Source organism: Rhodococcus sp. 06-462-5 (genome assembly GCF_002258315.1).
Classification (GTDB): Bacteria; Actinomycetota; Actinomycetes; order Mycobacteriales; family Mycobacteriaceae; genus Rhodococcoides.
Window position 1 is genome coordinate 1 of record NZ_NOYD01000039.1, and the last position, 19,578, is coordinate 19,578.

The window sequence follows — 19,578 nt, forward strand, 5'->3', positions numbered from 1 at the left end:
TCGAGGTGTGTGAACGGATGGCCGACACCGGTGTTTCGAGCCTCGGTCTGGCCGATACCCTGGGGATCGCCACCACCGATCAGGTATTGACCGGTGTCGGCCATCCGTTCACACACCTCGACGAGGCGCTCGGACGTGATGACGCCGTCGAACGGGCACACGAATGCGGTGCTGACTCCGCCGATGAACGTGCGGTCTGGGTGCAGTGCGACCGCAGAACTCAGGTCGCGCAAGGCGTCGTCGGGCGAGCGGCCGGCGTTGGCGCGGCTGTGGCCCTCGCTGGCGGACGTGACGATCTGGATCACGTCGATGTCCGTCTCCGCAGCCCGGTGCACGCCACGACTGTTCAAAGTCAATGCACTGTAACGGGTTCCGCCTCGGCGGGGTGCGCGTTTCACGACCTCCTCGGCATCGGCCATCTGCGGAACTCGGGTGGCAGAGACGAACGACGCGATCTCGAGGGACGTGATGCCCGACGCGAGGGTGGCGTCGAGTACGGCAAGCTTGTCCGCGGTGGGGGCGATGCACTTCTCGTCCTGCAAACCGTCACGGAGATAGACGTCGGTGATGTGTACGCGCGGCATCTCAGATCACCTTCCTGGCGCGGAGATCGTCGAGCTGCTCCTCGGTGAGACCGAGTGTGCGGCCGAGGACATCGTCGGTGTGCTCGCCCAGATCCGGGCCCGCCCACTTGACGGCCGTGGCGGTGTCGCCGAAGCGCGGAACCACTCCGGGAAAGCGCACTTCCTCGGTGCTGCCCTGTTCCACCGAGACTTTCAGAGGCTGCACCATGCCGCGGGCGACGAAGTGCTCGTCCTCGGCGATCTGGCCTGCGTCGAATACTTCTCCGACGGGAACGCCTGCAGCACCGAGTTCGTCGACGACCACCGATGTGGGGCGCGCCGATGTCCACGACGAGATCGCTTCGTCGAGCTCGGCCTCGCGCTGAAATCTCCTGTCGCCGTCGGCCAAGTCGGGATCCGCGGCCAGGTCTGCTCGGCCGACTGCGGTCATGAGCCGTCCGAACACGCTGCTCGAGTTACCGGCGATCATGACGCTGCCGTCCTGGGATGGATAGATCCCGCTGGGAACCACGCCGGGAAGATTGCCTGCTGTGCGCTGGCGGACGGTGCCGTATGCGTCGAAGTCCGGGACCAGTGACTCCATGGCCATGAACACTGCCTCGTAGAGTGCGACGTCGGCGACCTTGGGCCGAGAATGAACTCCGCTGCGTTCTCGAGCGAGCAGCATCACCAGAGCACCGACAGCTCCGTGGAGTCCGGCCAGGACGTCTCCGATGGGTGCGGCCGGGCGTACCGGGTCGCGATCTGCGTGCCCGGTGACGTGGCGAAGTCCGCCGAAAGCCTCTGCGACACCCCCGAATCCCGCGCGATCGCGATGCGGGCCGGTTTGACCGTAGCCCGAGATTCGCACCAGGACGACGTCGGGATTGACCGCCTGCAGACGATCGGGCCCGAGACCCCACCGCTCTAGCGTGCCGGGTCGAAAGTTCTCGACGACGACATCGGCGCTTTCGACCAGGTGCAGCGCCAGATCGCGGCCGTCGTCGGTTCGAAGGTCGAGGGTCACAGAATGTTTGTTGCGGGCAATGGTCCGAAACATCATGGAGGTGTCTCCGCGGCTTCGACGCCAGCCGCGGAGTTCGTCGCCGACGCCGGGGCGTTCGATCTTGATGACTTCGGCACCGAAGTCGGCGAAAAGGCGACTGGCGAACGGTGCGGCGATGAAATTGCCCAGCTCGATCACACGGATTCCGTGCAATGGGCCGTTCTCGGTAGTGGTGGACACCGGTGGTCACTCCCTGCATTTGGGTGGTAGGTCCGAGTGAAGACGTTGATTATCATTATTTGATAAACACATTATCTTCTGGTAGGAATGACCATAGTGTGCTGGATCACTAATGACAAGCACTGTGACGTGGATTCCCGAAACAGCTGTACCGATGGAAGGAAACAGGAAGTCATGACCGACACGAGCTCAGGGTCGATGCTGCTCGCGCTCGAATGCGGATCTCCGAACGTCGACGCGTCCGCGTGGGTCGCCCCCACTGCGGCGCTCGTCGGACGAGTGAATCTGGGGCCGGACAGCAGCGTCTGGTATCGGGCCGTTCTCCGCGCCGACTCCGAGGAGATCACGATCGGCGGTGGGTCCAATATTCAGGATGGTGTTGTCGCACATGTGGATCCGGGCTATCCGCTCACGATCGGGGCGAACGTGAGTGTGGGACACAATGCCGTCTTGCATGGTTGCACCGTCGGCGACGGAACATTGGTCGGCATGGCTGCCGTCATCATGAACGGCGCAGTGGTGGGAGAGAACTGCCTCGTTGCTGCGGGCGCGCTGGTGACCGAAGGCGTTCGTATTCCGCCCAGATCGTTGGTGGCGGGTGTCCCCGCCAAAGTTCGGCGGGAATTGACCGACGAGGAGGTCGAGCACTGTACGGCCAACGCGCTCACCTACCGCACCTTGGCCGGAGTCCACCGTGGTGCTCGGCGCTGCTGACCGCGTCGCGGATCGGTCCGACACCTATGCTGCGTAGTCAGTGTCGGCCAGGCCGCCGGTGCGGTGCGGGAATCGAAAACGGAGGTCGACAGCAGTGACGGACGGTAGCGCCGACACCACCACCGGGGTTCTGGCTCGGGCCGCGGCGATTCTCAACGCCGTCGAGGCGTGTCCGCGGACCACCGGCGACCTCGCCAAGATGCTGGGTCTGTCTGCATCGACGGTCTATCGGCTGGTCGGCGAGATGGTGCGGTACTCGATGCTGCGCCGGGACAACGACGGTCTTGTTCATCCCGGTGATCGCTTCGGTACGTCCACTCTCGGCGGACTCGCCGTGCCGATTCTCAGGCGTCTGCGGCAGGAGACCGGAGAATCCGCGCAGTTGTGGGTACTACGGGGATCGCATCGGTTGTGCCTGGTGTCGGAGGATTCAGAGCACGAACTCCGGGCGTCCTTGCCCGTGGGGGCGCTACTTCCGCTCGGAGCGGGGTCAGCCGGTCACGTGTTGGCAGGCGACCTCGACGCCGACGCCGAGCGTCGGACCCGCGGGTGGTGGGAATCGGCGTCGGAGCGAACCCCGGGGCTGACCTCGGTGAGCGCACCGGTCCGCCGAGACGAGCGCATCGTCGCCGCCGTCTGTGTCGCGGGTCCGATCGAGAGGGTGGCGACGTCGGCCGGCCTGCTGTGGGGGCAGGCCGTGCGCGACGCTGCACTGGAGATCGAGAAATCTCTGCTCGTGCGATCCGAGTGGTAGCAGTCGTTCAGGCCGGCGCGACGCGGCCCCGGACGTCACCGAAGCCGATGCGCGAGCCGTTCGGCCCCGGGGCGGTGGCGGCAATGACAACCTCGTCGCCGTCCTCGAGGAAGGTTCGACTCTCCGCGCCGAGTGACACCGGCTCCTTACCACCCCAGGTCAATTCGATGAAGGCGCCGCGTTGATTCTTCTCCGGTCCGGAGATGGTTCCCGAGGCGAACAGGTCACCGGTTCGGCTGGTTGCGCCGTTGACGGTCTCGTGCGCCAGCATCTGCGCCGGCGACCAGTACATCGCACTGTAGGGCGGGTGGGACACGACGTGGCCGTTCCACGAGACCGTCAGGTCGATGTCCAAAGCCCACGAACGAGATTCGCGGAGGTACTCGAGCGGCTCCGGGTCCTGAACCGGCGTCGAGGTTCGCGCGTGTTCGAGCGCGAGCAGGGGAACCACCCACGGTGAGATGGACGTCGCGAAACTCTTGCCGAGATTCGGCCCCAGCGGCACGTACTCCCAGGCCTGGATGTCGCGAGCCGACCAGTCGTTGACGACGACGGCACCGAACACGTGCTCGGAGAACCGATCCGGCGGTATGGGCCCGTCGGACGGAACGCCGACGACGAAGCCCATCTCGGCCTCGATGTCCAGTCGCCGACTCGGACCGAACGTGGGCGACGCCTCGTCGGGTGCCCTGCGTTGACCGCACGGCCTCCTGACGTCGGTACCGGAGACGAAAACGGTGCCGGCCCGACCGTGATACGCAACGGGCAGGTGCTTCCAATTCGGTAGCAGCGGTTCGGCATCGGGGCGAAAGAGTCGACCCAGGTTGGACGCGTGGTGCTCGGAGGCGTAGAAGTCCACGTAGTCGGCCACCTCGAACGGCAGGTGCATCGTGACATCGGAAACGGACACGATTGCTTCCGTGGGGGTGGTGCCACTGATGAGCATGTCGGTGACGGACGTACGCACCTCCACCCACCGGGTGCGTCCACGGGACATGAACGCATTGAGGCTGGGCGAGACGAAATCGGGATCGTCCACAGCGACGGAAAGATCGATCACAGTGTCGCCGTAGCGAACTCCCACACGTGCGTCCGTACCGGGAGTGCTGAAGATGCCATAGGGGAGGTTGTCGATTCCGAACTGGGAATCGGCGGGGATGTCGATGTGCGTCATGGACGGCGCTCCTGATGTACGGGGGGTGGGGCTCACGGGGGTGGCACGAGGCCGAGGGCGACGAGATCGTCGAGGGGTTCGCGGACGCTGCAGGTACCGAAGGAGGCGAATGCGCGTTGGCCCTCGATCCCGGCGACGAGCCCGGCGAGGACGTCTGCATCCCGGATCGCCAGTATCTTCTCGAGCTCGCCGACTCGCGCGCCGCTGTGGGCGGCCTGCGCCGCGAGGATCACGTTGAGGAAGCCGTGTTGCTCGAACCCGTTGTCGGGGTCGGTGTTACGGGCCGCATGGTGCAAGCCCGCGGTGGCTTTGAAGTGGACCTCACGCTGCGCGGCCTCGTAGATGGACGCGGCGAGCTCCTGCTCGTCCGGGTACAGGCCGGCCGTGACGCCGCCGGTTCTGAATTTGGCGCGATACCCGAACTCGTCGACAGCATCGAAGATGGCGTCTCGTCGGGCATCTCGGGGAATCTCGACGTAGATGTCGATGTCCTGAGTGATGGTGCGCAGGGCATCGATGTCGGTGCCGTCGGGGACTGCCACTTCGATGGCCACGACGGTCACCCCGGCCGTGCGGTCGGCGGCGCGTAGGCCGGCCTCGACACTGCCGGGTCCGGCAGGTGCGGTCAACGCCACCTCCATCCGGGTACCCAGGTCGAGTTCGGTCACCCGGTCCATGGGAACGACCAGCGGTCCCACCAGGTCGGCGAAGGCGCTGGCCCGGTACTCGAGGTGTTGTGCCACAGCAACATCGAGCGGCGCATTGCCGGGAGGGAAGACAGCGGAGTCGTCGCACAGACGATGAAAGAACTTCGGGATCATCGGTTCGGTCCCCGGCCGGCCCACGTCCAGGCATAGCCGGTGTCCTCGCACGCAAGCGCACCTTCGCCGAGTTCGAGCGGGCGGAACGTATCGACCATGACGGCCAGTTCGTCGAAGAACTCGGCACCGATGCTGCGTTCGTACGCACCGGGTTGCGGTCCGTGAGCGTGACCGCCCGGATGCACCGAGATCGATCCCTGCCTGATCCCCGAGCCCCTACGGGCTTCGTAGTCGCCGCCGACGTAGAACATGATCTCGTCCGAGTCGACGTTGGAGTGGTAGTACGGCACCGGAATCGCCAGCGGGTGGTAGTCGACCTTCCGCGGAACGAAATTGCAGATCACGAAGTTGGCCCCCTCGAACGCCTGGTGCGCCGGTGGTGGTTGATGCACCCGGCCGGTGATCGGCTCGTAGTCGGAGATGTTGAACGTGTACGGGTACAGGCACCCGTCCCACCCCACCACGTCGAACGGATGCTGCGGGTAGACGTAGCGCGTTCCGACGATGCCCGTCGAACCACGATGTTTGACAAGCACTTCCACGTCGGTTCCCTCCGCGAGCAGGGGCTCGGAGGGGCCGTGCAGATCGCGCTCGCAGTAGGGCGCGTTCTCGAGCAGCTGGCCGAACTTCGACAGGAAGCGCTTCGGTGGCGCGATGTGACTGTTGGCCTCGATGGCGTATGCGCGAAGGGTGCCGTCGGGAATCCAACGGTGCGTCGTCGAGCGCGGAATGAGTACGTAGTCACCCTGCTGTGCCTGGAGGGTTCCGAATACTGTTTCCACTGCAGCAAAACCGGATTCGATATACACCATCTCGTCACCGATCGAATTGCGATACAGCGGTGAGGTTTTCGACGCGACGACATAGGACAGTCTGACGTCGGCGTTACCGAGGACGAGTCGCCGGCCGGTGACGACGTCGGTGTCGGCGACGACGGAGTCCGGGAACAGCTCGTGCAACGTCAGGTGTCGCGGCTTCAGCGGATGGTTCGGCGTCGTCGATTGATCGGGAAGCTCCCAGACCGTGGCATCGACGATGGCCGAGGGAATGTGGCGGTGATAGAGGAGAGACGAGTCCGAGGAGAAGCCCTCTTCGCCCATCAGTTCCTCGAAGTAGAGGTTGCCCTCTGGAGTTCGATGCTGGGTGTGCCGCTTCGGCGGCACCGATCCGAGCTGCCGGTAATAGGCCACGTCGTCGCTCCTGGGTCGAGTTCACCGGATGTAGTAAATACATTAACTAGTTTGACGTGATCTACGCAACCCTCAGTTCCGTCCTCGGACGTCGAACTGGCTTCGATTGGTGATCAGCTTGGTCAACAACATCACCAGAATCCGCTGCTCGGGCTCGGTGAGCGCGCTGGCCCACGCGTTCTCCCGCTCGTTCTGCTCGGCGAACGTCTCGACCATCTCTGCGTGACCACGATCGGTGAGGGCGAGGCGAACCGAACGCCCGTCGGACTCGTCGGGGGTGCTGACGAGCAAACCGCCCGCGATCAGGGATTTGGACAGGTTCGATACGGTCGCGCGACTCATACCGGTCAATTCGGCGGCCCGCTTCGGCTCGATCGGACCCGCCAGCCATGTGACGAACATCAGCCGGAACGACGACCATGACCAGCCTCGCGGGCGATGAACCGTCGACTCCAGGTCGTACGTGACGATGTTCGACGCCCGGTTGAGCGTCAGTAGAACCTCGGTGGCCAGCTGATGCTCGAATCCGTACTTCCGGGCCAACGTGCTGTTGGCGGTCTCGATGAACGACCAGAAATCGGGCTCGGGTGAGTCGGTCACGGATTCACTGTAACCACGAAACCATCTGATCAACACCTTTATCATTTCGCTGGGCGCGATACGTGCCTCGTCCCGCAGGAGTCATGATGGACGCATGAGCTCGAAGAACCTGTTCGGTGGCCCACGGACCCTGCTGATCGTCGCTGCAGTGGTCATCGTGATCGCACTCGTCGCTGCCGCCGCAACGCTGATCGTCCGCGCCGTGCTCGGACCGCCAGAGGGCGAGAACAAGTTCCAGATTCAGGGCTACGCCGTCGTGCAGGTCGATCCCCAGGTCAGCGACCTCGCGCTCGCCATGCGCTAGCCGACTCCGCGGCGACCTGCGGGTCGTGTGTCTGCTGAAAGTTGCGCCCGCCACGGGCGAAGGTGTGCAGTGTCGCGGCCGGTACCCGATGTTCGGGAACGGGCTCGTCGGTCCATTCGCAGTCACGCACGAAGATCATGTTCGACGCCACCGCATCGGCGCTCTGATCTTCACGTAGTGGGCCGGAAAGTCGGCCGAGAAAGTACTCGCCGCGCTCGGTACGCGTCCAGATCCACGAGCCGTCCGGCACCTGTTCGAAGCGCTCGACGCGTCGTAGCGAGCGTTCGTCGTCGGCCGACATTCCGCAGAGTCCGAGGGTGAGGGCACGCTCGACGCCGCCCGGCATGGGAGCGCGATAGACGGCGTCGGGCATACCGCCGAGTTTAGAACCCGATGGGTTTACATACCACTCGGTCTGTTGCACGATGTTCTCGGACGCCGAACGAATTCGACGAAATGGGGAGCATCGTGTTTTCGAGAAAAGTAGTCACTCGCCTCGTGGCGGCACCGTTGGTCGTGGGAGCCCTGACGCTCGGGTCGGCGGGCACCGCATCGGCCGCGACCACCACGGAGCTGCGGCCCGTACAGGCATTCTTGTTCTTCCAACACGGCATCAGCTTCGGTTCGGGGCCGGTCGAGGCCACGGCGACGGCGGGTGCCGAGGCAGGGAAAGTCACCGTGACGACCTCGAGCAAGATTTCGGGCGCGGGTGACATGGGCTCGTCCGCGGCTTCCGGGGTCACGGTTCCCGTGACCGTGGTGTGGACGAACATCGACAACGGCCGAGCCGGTTCGGCGGGTGGGCCATCGACCGAGCCGATCACTCTCGACACCGGAGCGGGTCGCGTCGACCTTGCGATCACAACGGACACTCCCAACCTGCCCGGTGGTGGCCGGGTCGTCGTGGAGTAGCCGATCGGGGTTTCGAGTGCTAAGTTGAAGGTTCAACCTAAGCACTTCGAAGGACCCGTCATGCCATCTGTGATCAACCCGCCGGTCGCGGGCGCAGCGTTCGACGCATTTCTCGCCGATGCCGCGCCCGCGAGCCGGTCGCAGAAACTGTGGACCCCGAACGACGGACCGATGCCCGCCCTCTACATCAGCCACGGCGCACCCCCGGTCTTCGACGACGCTCTCTGGATGGACCAGCTGTTCACCTGGTCGCAGTCGATGCCCAAGCCGAAAGCGATCCTCATCGTCAGCGCGCATTGGGAAGAGGCACCGCTGAGTCTGTCCGCCTCGGGTGCCGCAACCCCGCTGGTCTACGACTTCGGTGGATTCGCTCAGCGTTACTACTCGATGGAATATCGGACGCCCGACGCCGAGGCGCTGGCCGCACGCGTTGCCGCGGCCATTCCGTCGTCGGAGAACCTGCATCAGCACAACTCCCGCGGCCTCGACCACGGAGCTTGGGTTCCGCTGAAGGTCATGTACCCCTACGCCGATGTTCCCGTTCTGCAGTTGAGCCTGCCGACGCATGCCCCGGACCGGCTGATGGCGATCGGCGCTGCGTTGAAGGAACTTCGCGCCGAGGGAGTCTTGGTGATCGGTTCCGGGTTCATGACGCACGGTCTGCCGTTCCTGTCCCGGGAGAATTTCGCCACCAACACTGTGCCGACCTGGTCCGAGGACTTCGACCTCTGGGCGGCCGACGCGTTGTCGCGCGGTGACGTCGCAACTCTGGCGGACTTCCGTAGTGCTGCGCCGGGGATGCCGTACGCCCACCCCACCGTCGAACATTTCACGCCGCTGTTCGTCACCCTCGGTGCCGCGGAGAACCCGGAAGCACCAGTGACCACTGCCATCACCGGCTTTCAATTCGGTTTGGCGAAGAGGTCCTTCGCGGTCGCGTGATGTCGTAGGAGGGTCAGGCACGACCGGTTGGAGTTGGAATCGGTTCACTTCTGAATTCTTTTCGAGCCGGGGATTGTTATCCACGCCACTTCGCTCTACAGTTCTCAGCACCATCTCGGACATCGGTGTCCAAGATGGTCGGATGCGCTGTACGAACGTCGCCGGGCGCGCCTCCTATGGATCCCGTCCTCCGGCGCGAAGGAGTACACCCGTGTCTTCTGCCCGATCTTGGACGCTACGTACAGCGATCAGCGTGATGACCGCCGCAGCGGCTTTCGGCGCTATGACGACGCCCGCTGCTGCTGCACCTGATTCGCCCGAGGTGGAAATTCAGCCGCCTCTTGCACCGTTCACGTGGCCGAAGATTCCGGAGTTCGACACCGACTTCTACCTTCCGCCCGCAGACGTGGTGGCCGCGGCCGAGCCAGGCCAGATCATCGCTGCACGGGAAGTCGAACTGGCCACTCTCAACGTCATCCCCACCCAGGTCGACGCCTGGCAGCTGTCGTTTCGGTCCAACAATGGACGCGACGAGCCGATAGCTGCGGTGACCACGGTCATCAAGCCCCGTGGCGTGCCCGCGGCACCGCGCCCGCTGATATCCATCCAATTGGCCGAGGATTCTCTCGCCGCCTACTGCGCGCCCTCGTATGCGATGCGAGCGGGGGCGATTCCCTGGCCGGTCACGGGCGCAGTGACGTCGGGTGCTCAATTCCTCGAGGTGCAGGCAGCGTTGGCTCAGGGCTGGGCGGTATCGGTACCCGACCATCAAGGTCCGAACAACTCGTTCGCCGCGGGGCCGGTCGCCGGTCGGATCACCCTCGACGGCATCCGAGCGGCCGAGAACTTCGCGCCGATGCAGTTGTCCGGGGAGGCCACCAAGGTGGGGATGAGCGGCTACTCCGGTGGCGCGATAGCCACCGGTCATGCAGCCGAGCTGGCCGGAAGCTACGCGCCCGAGCTCGATATCGTCGGCGTCACCGAGGGCGGAACCCCGGCTGAACTCGGGGCTCTGGTCGACAACGCGAACAACGCCCTCGGCTCCGGCATCGTCGCTGCCGGCATCATCGGTGCCAGTCGCGAAGATCCCGAGTTGGCCGATTTCATCGACCAGCACATCGATCCGCTCGGCCGGACTTTGTTCGCGGCCAAGGACAATCTCTGTGTCGGCTACTCGTCGGCGCTGCTGCCGTTCGTCAACCTGAAGGGTTTCCTGCATACCGACGGCGACCCGATTCAACAACCCGTGGTGAAGAAGGCGCTGTCCGCGATGCGACTCGGTGGCACCACCCCCAACATGCCGCTCTACGTCTACCACTCGAACCCGGATTGGCTGGTGCCGATCGGGCCGGTCAACGCGATGGTCGATTCGTACTGCAGCCGTCCCGGCGCCGATGTCACCTACACCCGTGACCATTTCAGCGAGCACATCACTCTGGAGCTGATTGCCTTTCCGAGCGCGGTGTTGTGGATGCGCGACCGGTTTGCCGGGGTTCCTGTGGAACCGGGTTGCCGAACGAACGATGTCGGCTCGATGGCACTGGACACGCGTGCACACCCGCTCTTCGTCGATGCCGTCGGCGAGATAATCGCCGGACTGTTCGGCAAGCCGATCGGGGCGTGACGGGCCGATCGGCGTCAGGGCCGTGAACGAGTCACCGGCGGTAGACTCCGCCGGTGACTGTCGCCGACGATCAGGGCCGCATCTACGCCGGACAATCGTCCGCCGCGCGCAAAGCCGATCGACGCGCACGGTTTCTACAGGCCGGAATCGAGGTCATCGGGGTGCGCGGATACGCAGCCACCTCGGTCGCCCATATCTGCACCGCGGCCGGTTTGGCGCGCAGTCAGTTCTACAGTGAGTTCGCCAACCGTGAGGCGCTGCTCGTGGATGTCTACGACCTGATCCAAGACGACGCGCTGGCTGCAGTCGTCGCCGCACTCGACGGCCAAGTCGACCGAGATCGACGCGCGCTGGTCGTCGCCGCGATGACGGCCTTGGTCGGATCGATCGGAGGTGACCCACGGCGAGCGCGGATTTCGTATCTGGAGATGCTGGGTGTCAGCGATGCCGTCGAACAGCACCGGACGCGCCGCCGTGCACAGTGGGTGGAATTCTTCGAGAACACTCTGCGCTCGGAAGTCGGTTCCGATTTCGTTCCCCCAGGTGGATATCGTTTGGCTGCAACAGCATTCCTCGGAGCTCTCACCGAGATCGTCTCCGATTGGTCCCGTACCGCCCCGCCCCGGCCACCCATCGAGCTCATCGTGGAGACGATGGTCGCCGTGCTGGGAGCCTTCGTTCCCGACCTGAACTGAGCTGCGGGGTGCCGCGCAATACAGTGGACCGATGACAGCTGCCACCGGACCACTCGCAGGACTCGTGGTCGCGGATTTCTCTCGTGTACTCGCCGGCCCGTACGCGACGATGATGCTCGGCGACATGGGTGCCGAGGTGATCAAGATCGAGCGACCCGGAATCGGAGACGACACCCGATCATGGGGTCCTCCGTACGACTCTGCCGGTACGGCAACCTATTTCAACTCGGTCAACCGCAACAAGACGTCGAGGTTCATCGACCTGCAGTCCGAGACCGGCGTAGCCGAGGCACGCGAGATCGTCGCCGGCGCGGACATCGTGATCGAGAACTTTCGCGCCGGTGCGATGGACCGACTCGGATTGGGCTATTCGACGCTCTCGCAGCGCAATCCCGGTTTGATCTACTGCTCGATCACCGGTTTCGGAACCGGCGGGGGAGCAGTGCTGCCGGGATACGACCTGGTGGTTCAGGCGGTCGGAGGGCTGATGAGCGTCACCGGCCCGGACGCCGCCACGCCCACCAAGGTGGGTGTCGCGATGGTCGACATCGTCACCGGACTCCATGCGCTCAGCGGAATTCTTGCGGCACTGCATCATCGATCGAACACAGGTGCAGGCCAGCAGATACACACCTCACTGATGGCGTCGGTGCTGTCCGCAATGAGCAACCAGTCGTCGGCCTATCTCGGGGCCGGCGTCGTGCCCGTCCCGATGGGTAACAAGCACCCCTCGCTCGTGCCGTACGAGGTGTTCGAGACCGCCGATCGACCGTTGGCATTGGCCGTGGGCAACGACCGGCAATTCGCGGCCCTGGTCGAGGTTCTCGGATTCCCTGCACTGGCCGCGGACGAGCGCTTCTCGTCCAACTCTGCTCGCGTGGAACATCGAGACGAGCTGGTCGACGTTCTGACCTCTGCGTTGAGTGCACGCACCGCGGACGAGTGGTATCGAGAACTGATGCACCGCAACGTTCCTGCTGGACCGGTCAATTCCCTCGAGGAGGCCTTCGCGTTCGCGGAATCGCTCGGGCTCGAACCGCGCGTACAAGTTCCGGGTTCAGTGGCCGACGGCGTCCGCAACCCACTGGACTTCTCGGCCACCCCGGTGAACTATCGCCTGCCACCGCCCGCCGGGTTCTAGTTCAACGCCCACTTCACCGACACTGACACACTGACCGTCTGCTGACCGGGTTCGATGGGCACCGCTGTGTCGAATGAACTGGCGGACTCGCCAAGGGTCCTCGGCTGCTCCTGGCCGGTGATCGACTCGGTGATCGACAGAACGTCACCGAGTTCGCCGCCTGCGAGCGACGCGTACTGCTCGGCGCGATCGCGGGCATCGGCGAACGCCCTGGACCGGGCATCGGAGATCAGCTCGGAATCGTCGTCGATCTTGAACGAGACCCCGGAGATGCGGGTCGCGTTGCCGCCGGCCGATGTGGCGTCGCCCAGGACCGCGGACGCCTTCGACAGGTCGCGAACCGTCACCTGCAAGGTGTTGGTGGCCTGGTATCCGGAGATGGCCGAGGTACCGCCCGGCAGTGCGCCGGAGTACTGCGGATCGATCGAGACCTGTTGAGTCTGGATGTCCTCACGAGCGACGCCGGCCGCGATGACCGCGTCCGTCACTTCGGTGACCGCAGCATTCGCCTGTTCGATCGCGGCGGTGACGTCCTCGGCCGTGGCCTGAACGCCGATCTGGGTTGTCAACGTATCCGGTGCGCCCTGGACTTCTCCGACGCCGTTGACGTTCACCCCGGGAGGTCCATCGGGGGACGTGGTCGCTGGACTGCTGCAGCCCGCAGTCAGGGCTACGGCCAGCATCAGGGCCGATGCGCAGGATCCGACCATCCATCTGTTTCGACTCACCGCCGTAGTGTCCACCATTGCAGGTGAATTGGAAAGGCTCAGGGCTTGCGACACTCGGCATCGAACGTCACGGTGACCTCGTCCACCACCTTCATGGCTCCGAACATCTGCGAATACGGGGTGATCTTGTAATCCGACTGACGCACAGTGGTTTCGGATTCGATATGCCACCGATCGCCGAGGTCGGTGACGTCGACATCCACGTTGATCTCCCTCGACACGCCGTGTATCTCGGCCGTGCCCGCCAGCTGAAATCCGGAGTCGACGGTGGTGATCTCGGTCGAGTGGAAACGAATCGTTGGATATCGGTCGGCGTCGAAACTCTTGAGCGCGTTGGCTTTCGCGACGATCTTCTCCGGTCCGATCAACGGTGTCAGTCCACCCTCGCCGTGGACCACGTCGAGTGAACTCACCTCGGCGGTCAGGGTGACAGCGGTGGGTGCGTCCCCGGCCCACTCGACTGTCGCAGCCCAGGAGGTCATCGCGATCGTGAGGCGATGCCCCATCTTGGATGCCCTTCCTGCGACATCCGTACGAACAGCCAACTGCCCGCCGTCGGATGCGTCGAGCGTCCAGGTCTCGGTACTCATCCCCCGACTGTATCGGTCCCGCAGAACCGACGACGGGACTCAGGCGCTGGTGGTTAGGGTGGAGGCATGTTCTCCAATTCCCCTCGAACATTCGTCGCCGACGCCCTCCGCGGCTTCGTCGCCGCCACCGACGACGTCGCCTGGCATGCCGACCCCGGCTACCTGACGCGTCGCTATCGCATCTCCGACGGCCAGGTTGCGCTGCTGTCCGGTGGGGGATCGGGCCATGAGCCGCTGCATGCAGGCTTCATCGGCCGCGGCATGCTCACCGGCGCGTGCCCGGGCCTGGTGTTCACCTCACCCAATGCCCTCCAGGTACACGAGGCGTCCAAGGCCGTGGACTCCGGCGGCGGCGTGGTGCACATCGTGAAGAACTACACCGGCGACGTGATGAACTTCAAGATCGCCCGAGAGTTGTTGCAGGAGGACGGCATTGTCGCCGACGTCGTTCTCGTCGACGACGACGTGGCCAGTGAGAGCGAGGACGGCCCGGGCCGCCGCGGCACCGCAGCGACCATCGTCGTCGAAAAGATCTGCGGCGCAGCGGCAGAACGCGGAGACAGCCTGCAGGCGGTGGTCGCGCTTGGGCGTCGAATCGCGGAGAACGCACGCAGCATGGCCGTCGCAATGAATCCACCGACGCTTCCGGGCGCAGATGCTCCCTCGTTCGATCTCCCCTCGGAGGAAATCGAACTCGGCATCGGCATCCACGGAGAACGCGGCACCGACCGTGTGCCCCTCCTACCCGCTCAGGAGATCGTCGCGAAACTGACCGATCCCATCGTGGACTCGCTCGGGTTGAACTCGGGCGAATCGGTGATCGCGGTGGTCAACGGGCTCGGAGCAACGCATCCGCTGGAGCTGCACCTGCTGTTCGGTGAACTCTCGGAGTACCTGCACGGCAAAGGGATCGAGATCTCCCGCTCGCTCGTCGGCAGCTTCGTCACCGCGCTCAACATGGGCGGAGCCTCGATCACCCTCGTGCGCGCCGACGACGAACTGCTCGAACTCTGGGACGCACCCACCGACGCACCCGGCTGGCCCAACGCCCACAGTCGCGGGGTGAAGCCGGTGGCCGAACGCGGCGGCTTCGGGCCCTCGTTCGAGCCCTCGGACTCCGGAGAGGTGTCGGCGTTCGCGTCGACGTGGATCGGGACATGGGCGCAGCGGGTACTCGACGAAGAGCCGGCCCTGACCGAGCTGGACCGCAAGGCAGGCGACGGCGACTTCGGAACCAACATGGTAGCCGCCCTCGAGCAGCTCGATCTGGACGCCGTCAAGGAAAACTATTCGGCAGCAACGGTATTCGAGGCAGTGAGCGAGGCCTACCTGGGCCACGCGGGTGGTACCTCCGGTGCGCTGTTCGGCATCTGGTTCCGCCAGTTCTACCGGGCGATGCTGGAATCCGAGCCCGATCTCGCGGCTATCGGAAAGGCGGCGAGGGCAGGGCTGGACAGCATCACCGAACTCGGTGGCGCGCGGGTGGGCGACAAGACGATGGTCGACGCCATCGCCCCCGCTGTCGATGCACTCGAGAAAGACGGCGGCACCCTGCAGCAGGCCGCCGACGCCGCGAAAACCGGAGCCGAATCGACGAAGGACATCACCGCCAACCGCGGCCGCGCCAGCTACGTCGGCGAGGCCGCGCGAGGCGTCGTCGACCCCGGTGCGCTGGTCATGGCTTGGTTCTTCGAGGCAGCTGCTAGCTCAGCGAACTGAGAAAGACCTCAGCGATCGCTTCGAGGCCGGCCTGATCGTCGGCGTCGAAGCGATCGGGAACAGGGCTGTCCAGATCGAACACACCGATCAAGGTCTCGCCCTGGTACAGCGGTACGACGACCTCGGAGCGAGTGTTGGCATCGCACGCGATGTGACCGGGGAAGGCGTGCACGTCGGCGACGCGCTGCGTCTCACGGGTGGTCGCTGCTGCTCCGCAGACGCCTTGGCTCAGGGCGATGCGCACGCAGGCGGGCTGACCCTGAAACGGCCCGACCACCAGTTCGGTCCCGTCGAACAGATAGAAGCCGACCCAATTGACCTCGGGCAGAGCGTGATACACCAGCGCAGAAAGATTGGCGGCGTTGGCGACGAGGTTCGATTCCTCGAACACCAGGCCACGGGCCTGCTCGGTGAGCTGCTGATACTGCTCGACCTTGGATCCGTTCAGTTCGGTCGCGGTGAAAGACATGCGCCGAGTCTAAGGGCACACCCCAGCACCACCAGATACGCCGACATGCCGCCCACTTGTATCCGTTGCGCGATGCCCAGACCGTACTCACCCGGCAGATTGTCGGCGATCAGCAGCCACGCGGTGGCCAGTGTCGTCACGATCAGGACGGCCAGGCCCAGCGTGCGCAGCAGCGGGTAGAGCCGGTAGCGAAACGCAGCCACTGTGAACGCGATCATGACGGTGAAGATCGCGAACACCGCGATGGTGCTGGTCAGCGCATGCAGGTGATGGAGTTGCGGGAACAATCCGCTCGGCTCGATCGGACAGCTCGGATCGTCGGCCGCCACACACTCGAGGGGGAGTTTCGCGTCGGCGATGGTCGCGATACCGAAGATGCCCGACGCCACCCAGCCGGTGACGACGAGCCGTCGACGCGGGGTTGCCAGGAAGCCCAGAATCGCCGCGAGAATCATCAACGAACCCGTGACGACGTCTGCGGTGGAGAAGAATTCGCGGTACGGCTGATCGCGGGCGTCGAGTTCGCTGAGGAACGATGTGGTCGGGTCGAGGCCGGTATCGAGAAAGAATTCGGCCACCCATGCCGAGTACAGCAGGCCGGCGAGGATCAAGCAGATCGCCACTACGACGCGGCGAATATCCACGCCTTCAGTTCTCGAACGCACCGATCAAGGCTAGCCAGTGAGTACATCGGCAGTTGCCACCGCCAGTGCGACCGCGGACTCGCAGTCGTCGGTCAGGACGGACAGTGTGGGAACCGTGCGGGCATAGCGCGCGGCAGAGTCGTCGTTCTCGGGCATGCCGAGCACGGGGTTGCCCAACACGATGTCTGCGAAGCACGACGAATCAGCGGCGCGCGTCTCGACGGTGTAGCCGCCCTGCTGGACGGGCTCGCTGTCGGTCGAACGCAGATCCGAGTCGACGTAGGTGAGCGTGACGTCGAGCATCGCGAGGTTGTCCTCGAACGTTGCCGAGGACACCATGAAGTGACAGTGGTACGGATCCGAGGAGGGGTTCCACCGGTCGACCGTCCAGGTTGCGGGCAGGTGTTCGAGGACGGCGCACGGATCCTTCGTGGCCAGCGGAAGGTCGTACTTCGAATCGATGCGCAGGGGTGGGTCGGCCAACAGGCTCAGTGCGGTCTCGGTGAGGGTTGTCGCCGCTGCACACGCGTCCGCGTCGGCGCGATCGACGTCGATCGTGGCAAAGCTACGACCGGATTCGGTGAGTAAACCGTCCATGGCCTCGGAGGAGGCTCCGTCGAACTCGTCGCGGAGCGGGAAGCTGATGCGGCACGACCCTTTCGAGGCGTCGTCGAGATACACCTGTTCGCCGCCGATCGTCATGTGCTCGTAGTCCGGGTCGTCGGACGTCGGGTGATATCCGTTGAGATCGATGGAGACGGAGTCGGTGGCGCTCGATCGTCCAGGATTCAGACTGGCCGAGCATGTGCTCAATTCGCCGTCGGGGCGCAGTTGCACCACTGTGCCCATGGCCGCGAGGTCATCCTCGGTGAGAAAGCCGCAGGGATCGAGGCTGCGCACGAACTCTGCCGACTCGGCCAAATACCGGTCTGCCTCGGACATCTCGAATCCGTACCTGTTCTGCGGCGCACTGCGTGCGGGGGAGGCACTGCCGAGCAAGACCACCGCGCATCCGCTCGTCGATACCGACATCGCCAGCGCCACCGCCGCGAGCAACCAATTTCTACGCACCGTTTCCCCCGAACTCGAATCAACCGATCATGGGGTTGGACGCGCGGGGGCCCGAGATGGTTTCAGGCGGGAGTGGACTATTCAGCAGTGAGTTCATCGACCACGCGGTCGGCCGCTACGGCGGGGTCCTCGTGTTCCCAGATGCGCACCACGCGCCAGCCCTCCGCGAGGAGTTTGTCGTCGGTGTCGCGATCGCGGGCTACGTTCGCGGCCAGTTTGTCGGCCCACCACTGCGCGTTGTTGCGGGGCTTGGTCGCGTGCACCGGGCAGCTGTGCCAGAAGCAACCGTCGACGTAGACCGCGACTTTGCGTTTGGGGAAGACCAGATCTGCTCGACGCCTCATGCCCTTCAGCGGAGCGCGATCGACGAAATAGCGCAGACCACGACGGTGCAGCGCCTGCCGCAGCGCCACCTCGGGTTTGGTGTCGCGACGCTTCTGCTTGCTCAGTCTCGCACTGGTCTTGGCGTCGGTGGCGGGTCGGTCTGCGCTCACACCGGAACCCGCTCGGCGTACCCGCCCATGCGCTCGAGATGGGCGTCGAGGTCGTCGAGAAAGCCGTCGACGAAGCGGAGGTTGCCCGCTCTGGCGCGCTTGAGGAACCCGGCCGTGGCTCTTGCGGAGAGCAGCTTCGCGTCGTCCAGGAAATCGATCAGGTCTTCGTAGGGCTCGTGCACAGGCATCGTCGATACCGTCACCTTGAATGTCGTCCGATCGCGTCCCCATGCTGCTGTCGGCCAGGCCTGCCCAGGTAGCAGAGCCAGATCGTTCGAGGCGTCGTACGGCTTTGGGTCGTCGAGGGCACTCGCCGCCCATGACGCCATCCGAACACTGACGGCATTGCCGACGAGCTTCCAGCGATGTCCGCTGCGGACGCCGGGCTGCTGGACGGCGGGCAGCGTCCACTCCGGATCGAATCCCTGCAGACGTTCGGCACCGATGATGCCGGGAGTGACGATCTCCCCGGACGGCAGCCGAACCGCCGGGGGACTGGCTATGCCCAGCGAGGATCCACCCTTGAGCGTCGGGACCGCATTGACCGCCCAGCCCAGGCCGCGGATGCCCTCGGTCCAGTAGAAGCCGCACGGCTGCGTGGTGGGATCGCCGTCGGGCAGCGGGCCTGCATCCTGCGAGAACAGCACTTCTCGCGGATCGTCGGTACGCGAGGCCAGCATCACCACGCGCTGTCGACGCTGCGGCAACCCGAACGCCCGGGCGTCGACGACGCGGTAGGCCCACATGTAACCGAAGTCCTCCAGCGCGTCGGTGATGTGGCGCATGGCCGCCCCACGGCCGAGCTGCAGCATGAACGGCACGTTCTCCATCAGCAGCCATCGCGGACCGCGTCGACGCGAGACCAGCCGAAACACCTCGTCGACCAGGCCCGATCTGGCACCGGTGATGCCCGCGGTGCGTCCGGCCTGAGAGAGGTCCTGACATGGGAAGCCGGCCGCGACGAGTTCGGTGTCGGCGGGCAGGCTTCGAAGAGTGGTGACGTCGGTGTGCAGGGGTACCTCGGGCATGCGCGCTCGCAGGACGGCCCCGGCTCCGGGATCGATCTCGCACAGCAACTGCGTCGACCACCCTGCGTCGGCCAACCCCAGCTCGAGCCCGCCGATCCCCGCGAACAACCCGACCATCGACCGTGCGCTCACGTGTGCCCTTCCCTTGCCCGACG

At 64.9% G+C, this 19,578-nt stretch carries 22 protein-coding genes and 1 pseudogene; 9 read left to right on the forward strand and 14 right to left on the reverse strand.

Features of this window, described 5'->3' with window-relative positions; translation table 11 throughout:
* Both CH251_RS19075 and CH251_RS19080 read right to left on the reverse strand, forming a co-directional pair.
* Window positions 1-584 (reverse strand): annotated as a pseudogene (locus CH251_RS19075) (hydroxymethylglutaryl-CoA lyase); the annotation flags it as partial.
* Between the two features lies 1 nt (window position 585).
* Window positions 586-1,809, reverse strand: a complete 1,224-nt coding sequence (locus CH251_RS19080) for a CaiB/BaiF CoA-transferase family protein (protein ID WP_094614555.1) — start codon at window positions 1,807-1,809, stop codon at window positions 586-588.
* 174 nt (window positions 1,810-1,983) lie between these two features.
* Between CH251_RS19080 and CH251_RS19085 the strand changes: the two genes are divergently transcribed.
* Window positions 1,984-2,523: a gamma carbonic anhydrase family protein gene (locus tag CH251_RS19085; protein WP_256979176.1), complete on the forward strand. Its 540-nt coding sequence runs from the start codon at window positions 1,984-1,986 to the stop codon at window positions 2,521-2,523.
* 94 nt (window positions 2,524-2,617) lie between these two features.
* Window positions 2,618-3,277 carry an IclR family transcriptional regulator gene (locus CH251_RS19090; RefSeq protein WP_256979177.1) on the forward strand — a complete coding sequence of 220 codons (660 nt, stop codon included), beginning with the start codon at window positions 2,618-2,620 and terminating at the stop codon, window positions 3,275-3,277.
* A gap of 7 nt (window positions 3,278-3,284) precedes the next feature.
* On the opposite strand, the gene fahA is transcribed toward CH251_RS19090, so the two are convergent.
* From fahA to CH251_RS19110, 4 genes are all read right to left on the reverse strand, one after another.
* Window positions 3,285-4,451 (reverse strand): fumarylacetoacetase, encoded by a 1,167-nt coding sequence (gene fahA, locus CH251_RS19095; protein WP_094614556.1) that lies wholly within the window; start codon window positions 4,449-4,451, stop codon window positions 3,285-3,287.
* A 32-nt stretch (window positions 4,452-4,483) separates the two neighbouring features.
* Window positions 4,484-5,272 (reverse strand): hypothetical protein, encoded by a 789-nt coding sequence (locus tag CH251_RS19100; protein ID WP_179273477.1) that lies wholly within the window; start codon window positions 5,270-5,272, stop codon window positions 4,484-4,486.
* Entirely contained in the window at window positions 5,269-6,462 is a 1,194-nt protein-coding gene (locus CH251_RS19105) for a homogentisate 1,2-dioxygenase (protein ID WP_094614557.1), read from the reverse strand. The genes CH251_RS19100 and CH251_RS19105 overlap by 4 nt, the downstream gene beginning before the upstream one ends.
* A gap of 72 nt (window positions 6,463-6,534) precedes the next feature.
* Entirely contained in the window at window positions 6,535-7,107 is a 573-nt protein-coding gene (locus CH251_RS19110; protein ID WP_082073887.1) for a MarR family winged helix-turn-helix transcriptional regulator, read from the reverse strand.
* A gap of 49 nt (window positions 7,108-7,156) precedes the next feature.
* Between CH251_RS19110 and CH251_RS19115 the strand changes: the two genes are divergently transcribed.
* Window positions 7,157-7,366 (forward strand): hypothetical protein, encoded by a 210-nt coding sequence (locus CH251_RS19115; RefSeq protein ID WP_094614558.1) that lies wholly within the window; start codon window positions 7,157-7,159, stop codon window positions 7,364-7,366.
* Here the strand turns inward: CH251_RS19115 and CH251_RS19120 are convergent.
* Window positions 7,338-7,739: a hypothetical protein gene (locus CH251_RS19120; protein ID WP_094614559.1), complete on the reverse strand. Its 402-nt coding sequence runs from the start codon at window positions 7,737-7,739 to the stop codon at window positions 7,338-7,340. The two genes, CH251_RS19115 and CH251_RS19120, sit on opposite strands and share 29 nt — an antisense overlap.
* 125 nt (window positions 7,740-7,864) lie before the next feature.
* On the opposite strand from CH251_RS19120, the gene CH251_RS19125 reads away from it, so the two are divergent.
* The 5 genes from CH251_RS19125 to CH251_RS19145 all read left to right on the forward strand — a co-directional run bounded on the left by CH251_RS19125 (window position 7,865) and on the right by CH251_RS19145 (window position 12,680).
* Window positions 7,865-8,278: a hypothetical protein gene (locus tag CH251_RS19125; protein WP_094614560.1), complete on the forward strand. Its 414-nt coding sequence runs from the start codon at window positions 7,865-7,867 to the stop codon at window positions 8,276-8,278.
* 60 nt (window positions 8,279-8,338) lie between these two features.
* Window positions 8,339-9,220 carry a dioxygenase gene (locus tag CH251_RS19130; RefSeq protein ID WP_094614561.1) on the forward strand — a complete coding sequence of 294 codons (882 nt, stop codon included), beginning with the start codon at window positions 8,339-8,341 and terminating at the stop codon, window positions 9,218-9,220.
* Window positions 9,221-9,476: 256 nt separating this feature from the next.
* Complete coding sequence (locus tag CH251_RS19135; RefSeq protein WP_094614562.1) at window positions 9,477-10,844, forward strand: lipase family protein; 1,368 nt, start codon at window positions 9,477-9,479, stop codon at window positions 10,842-10,844.
* Window positions 10,845-10,897: 53 nt separating this feature from the next.
* Window positions 10,898-11,539, forward strand: coding sequence for a TetR/AcrR family transcriptional regulator (locus CH251_RS19140; RefSeq protein ID WP_032395380.1), 642 nt, complete (start codon window positions 10,898-10,900; stop codon window positions 11,537-11,539).
* A gap of 31 nt (window positions 11,540-11,570) precedes the next feature.
* Entirely contained in the window at window positions 11,571-12,680 is a 1,110-nt protein-coding gene (locus CH251_RS19145; protein WP_094614563.1) for a CaiB/BaiF CoA-transferase family protein, read from the forward strand.
* Here the strand turns inward: CH251_RS19145 and CH251_RS19150 are convergent.
* Together CH251_RS19150 and CH251_RS19155 are read right to left on the reverse strand one after the other, a co-directional pair.
* Window positions 12,677-13,408, reverse strand: coding sequence for an SIMPL domain-containing protein (locus tag CH251_RS19150; RefSeq protein WP_256979178.1), 732 nt, complete (start codon window positions 13,406-13,408; stop codon window positions 12,677-12,679). The two genes, CH251_RS19145 and CH251_RS19150, sit on opposite strands and share 4 nt — an antisense overlap.
* 38 nt (window positions 13,409-13,446) lie before the next feature.
* Window positions 13,447-13,998, reverse strand: a complete 552-nt coding sequence (locus CH251_RS19155; RefSeq protein WP_094614564.1) for a YceI family protein — start codon at window positions 13,996-13,998, stop codon at window positions 13,447-13,449.
* A 66-nt stretch (window positions 13,999-14,064) separates the two neighbouring features.
* Here CH251_RS19155 and dhaL point away from each other — a divergent pair, with 66 nt between their 5' ends.
* Window positions 14,065-15,717: a dihydroxyacetone kinase subunit DhaL gene (dhaL, locus tag CH251_RS19160; RefSeq protein ID WP_094614565.1), complete on the forward strand. Its 1,653-nt coding sequence runs from the start codon at window positions 14,065-14,067 to the stop codon at window positions 15,715-15,717.
* Here the strand turns inward: dhaL and CH251_RS19165 are convergent.
* The 5 genes from CH251_RS19165 to CH251_RS19185 form a co-directional block, all read right to left on the reverse strand.
* Window positions 15,701-16,186, reverse strand: a complete 486-nt coding sequence (locus tag CH251_RS19165) for a GAF domain-containing protein (protein ID WP_094614566.1) — start codon at window positions 16,184-16,186, stop codon at window positions 15,701-15,703. The two genes, dhaL and CH251_RS19165, sit on opposite strands and share 17 nt — an antisense overlap.
* The gene (locus CH251_RS19170; RefSeq protein ID WP_256979180.1) at window positions 16,162-16,851 is read right to left on the reverse strand and encodes a DUF998 domain-containing protein; all 690 of its coding nucleotides are present in this window, start codon (window positions 16,849-16,851) and stop codon (window positions 16,162-16,164) included. The genes CH251_RS19165 and CH251_RS19170 overlap by 25 nt, the downstream gene beginning before the upstream one ends.
* A 9-nt stretch (window positions 16,852-16,860) precedes the next feature.
* Window positions 16,861-17,901, reverse strand: a complete 1,041-nt coding sequence (locus tag CH251_RS19175) for a hypothetical protein (protein ID WP_143537854.1) — start codon at window positions 17,899-17,901, stop codon at window positions 16,861-16,863.
* A 77-nt stretch (window positions 17,902-17,978) separates the two neighbouring features.
* Window positions 17,979-18,395: a very short patch repair endonuclease gene (locus tag CH251_RS19180; protein ID WP_094614569.1), complete on the reverse strand. Its 417-nt coding sequence runs from the start codon at window positions 18,393-18,395 to the stop codon at window positions 17,979-17,981.
* Window positions 18,392-19,540: a DNA cytosine methyltransferase gene (locus tag CH251_RS19185; protein ID WP_094614579.1), complete on the reverse strand. Its 1,149-nt coding sequence runs from the start codon at window positions 19,538-19,540 to the stop codon at window positions 18,392-18,394. Before CH251_RS19185 ends, CH251_RS19180 begins: the two co-directional genes overlap by 4 nt.
* Between the last annotated feature and the right edge of the window lie 38 nt (window positions 19,541-19,578).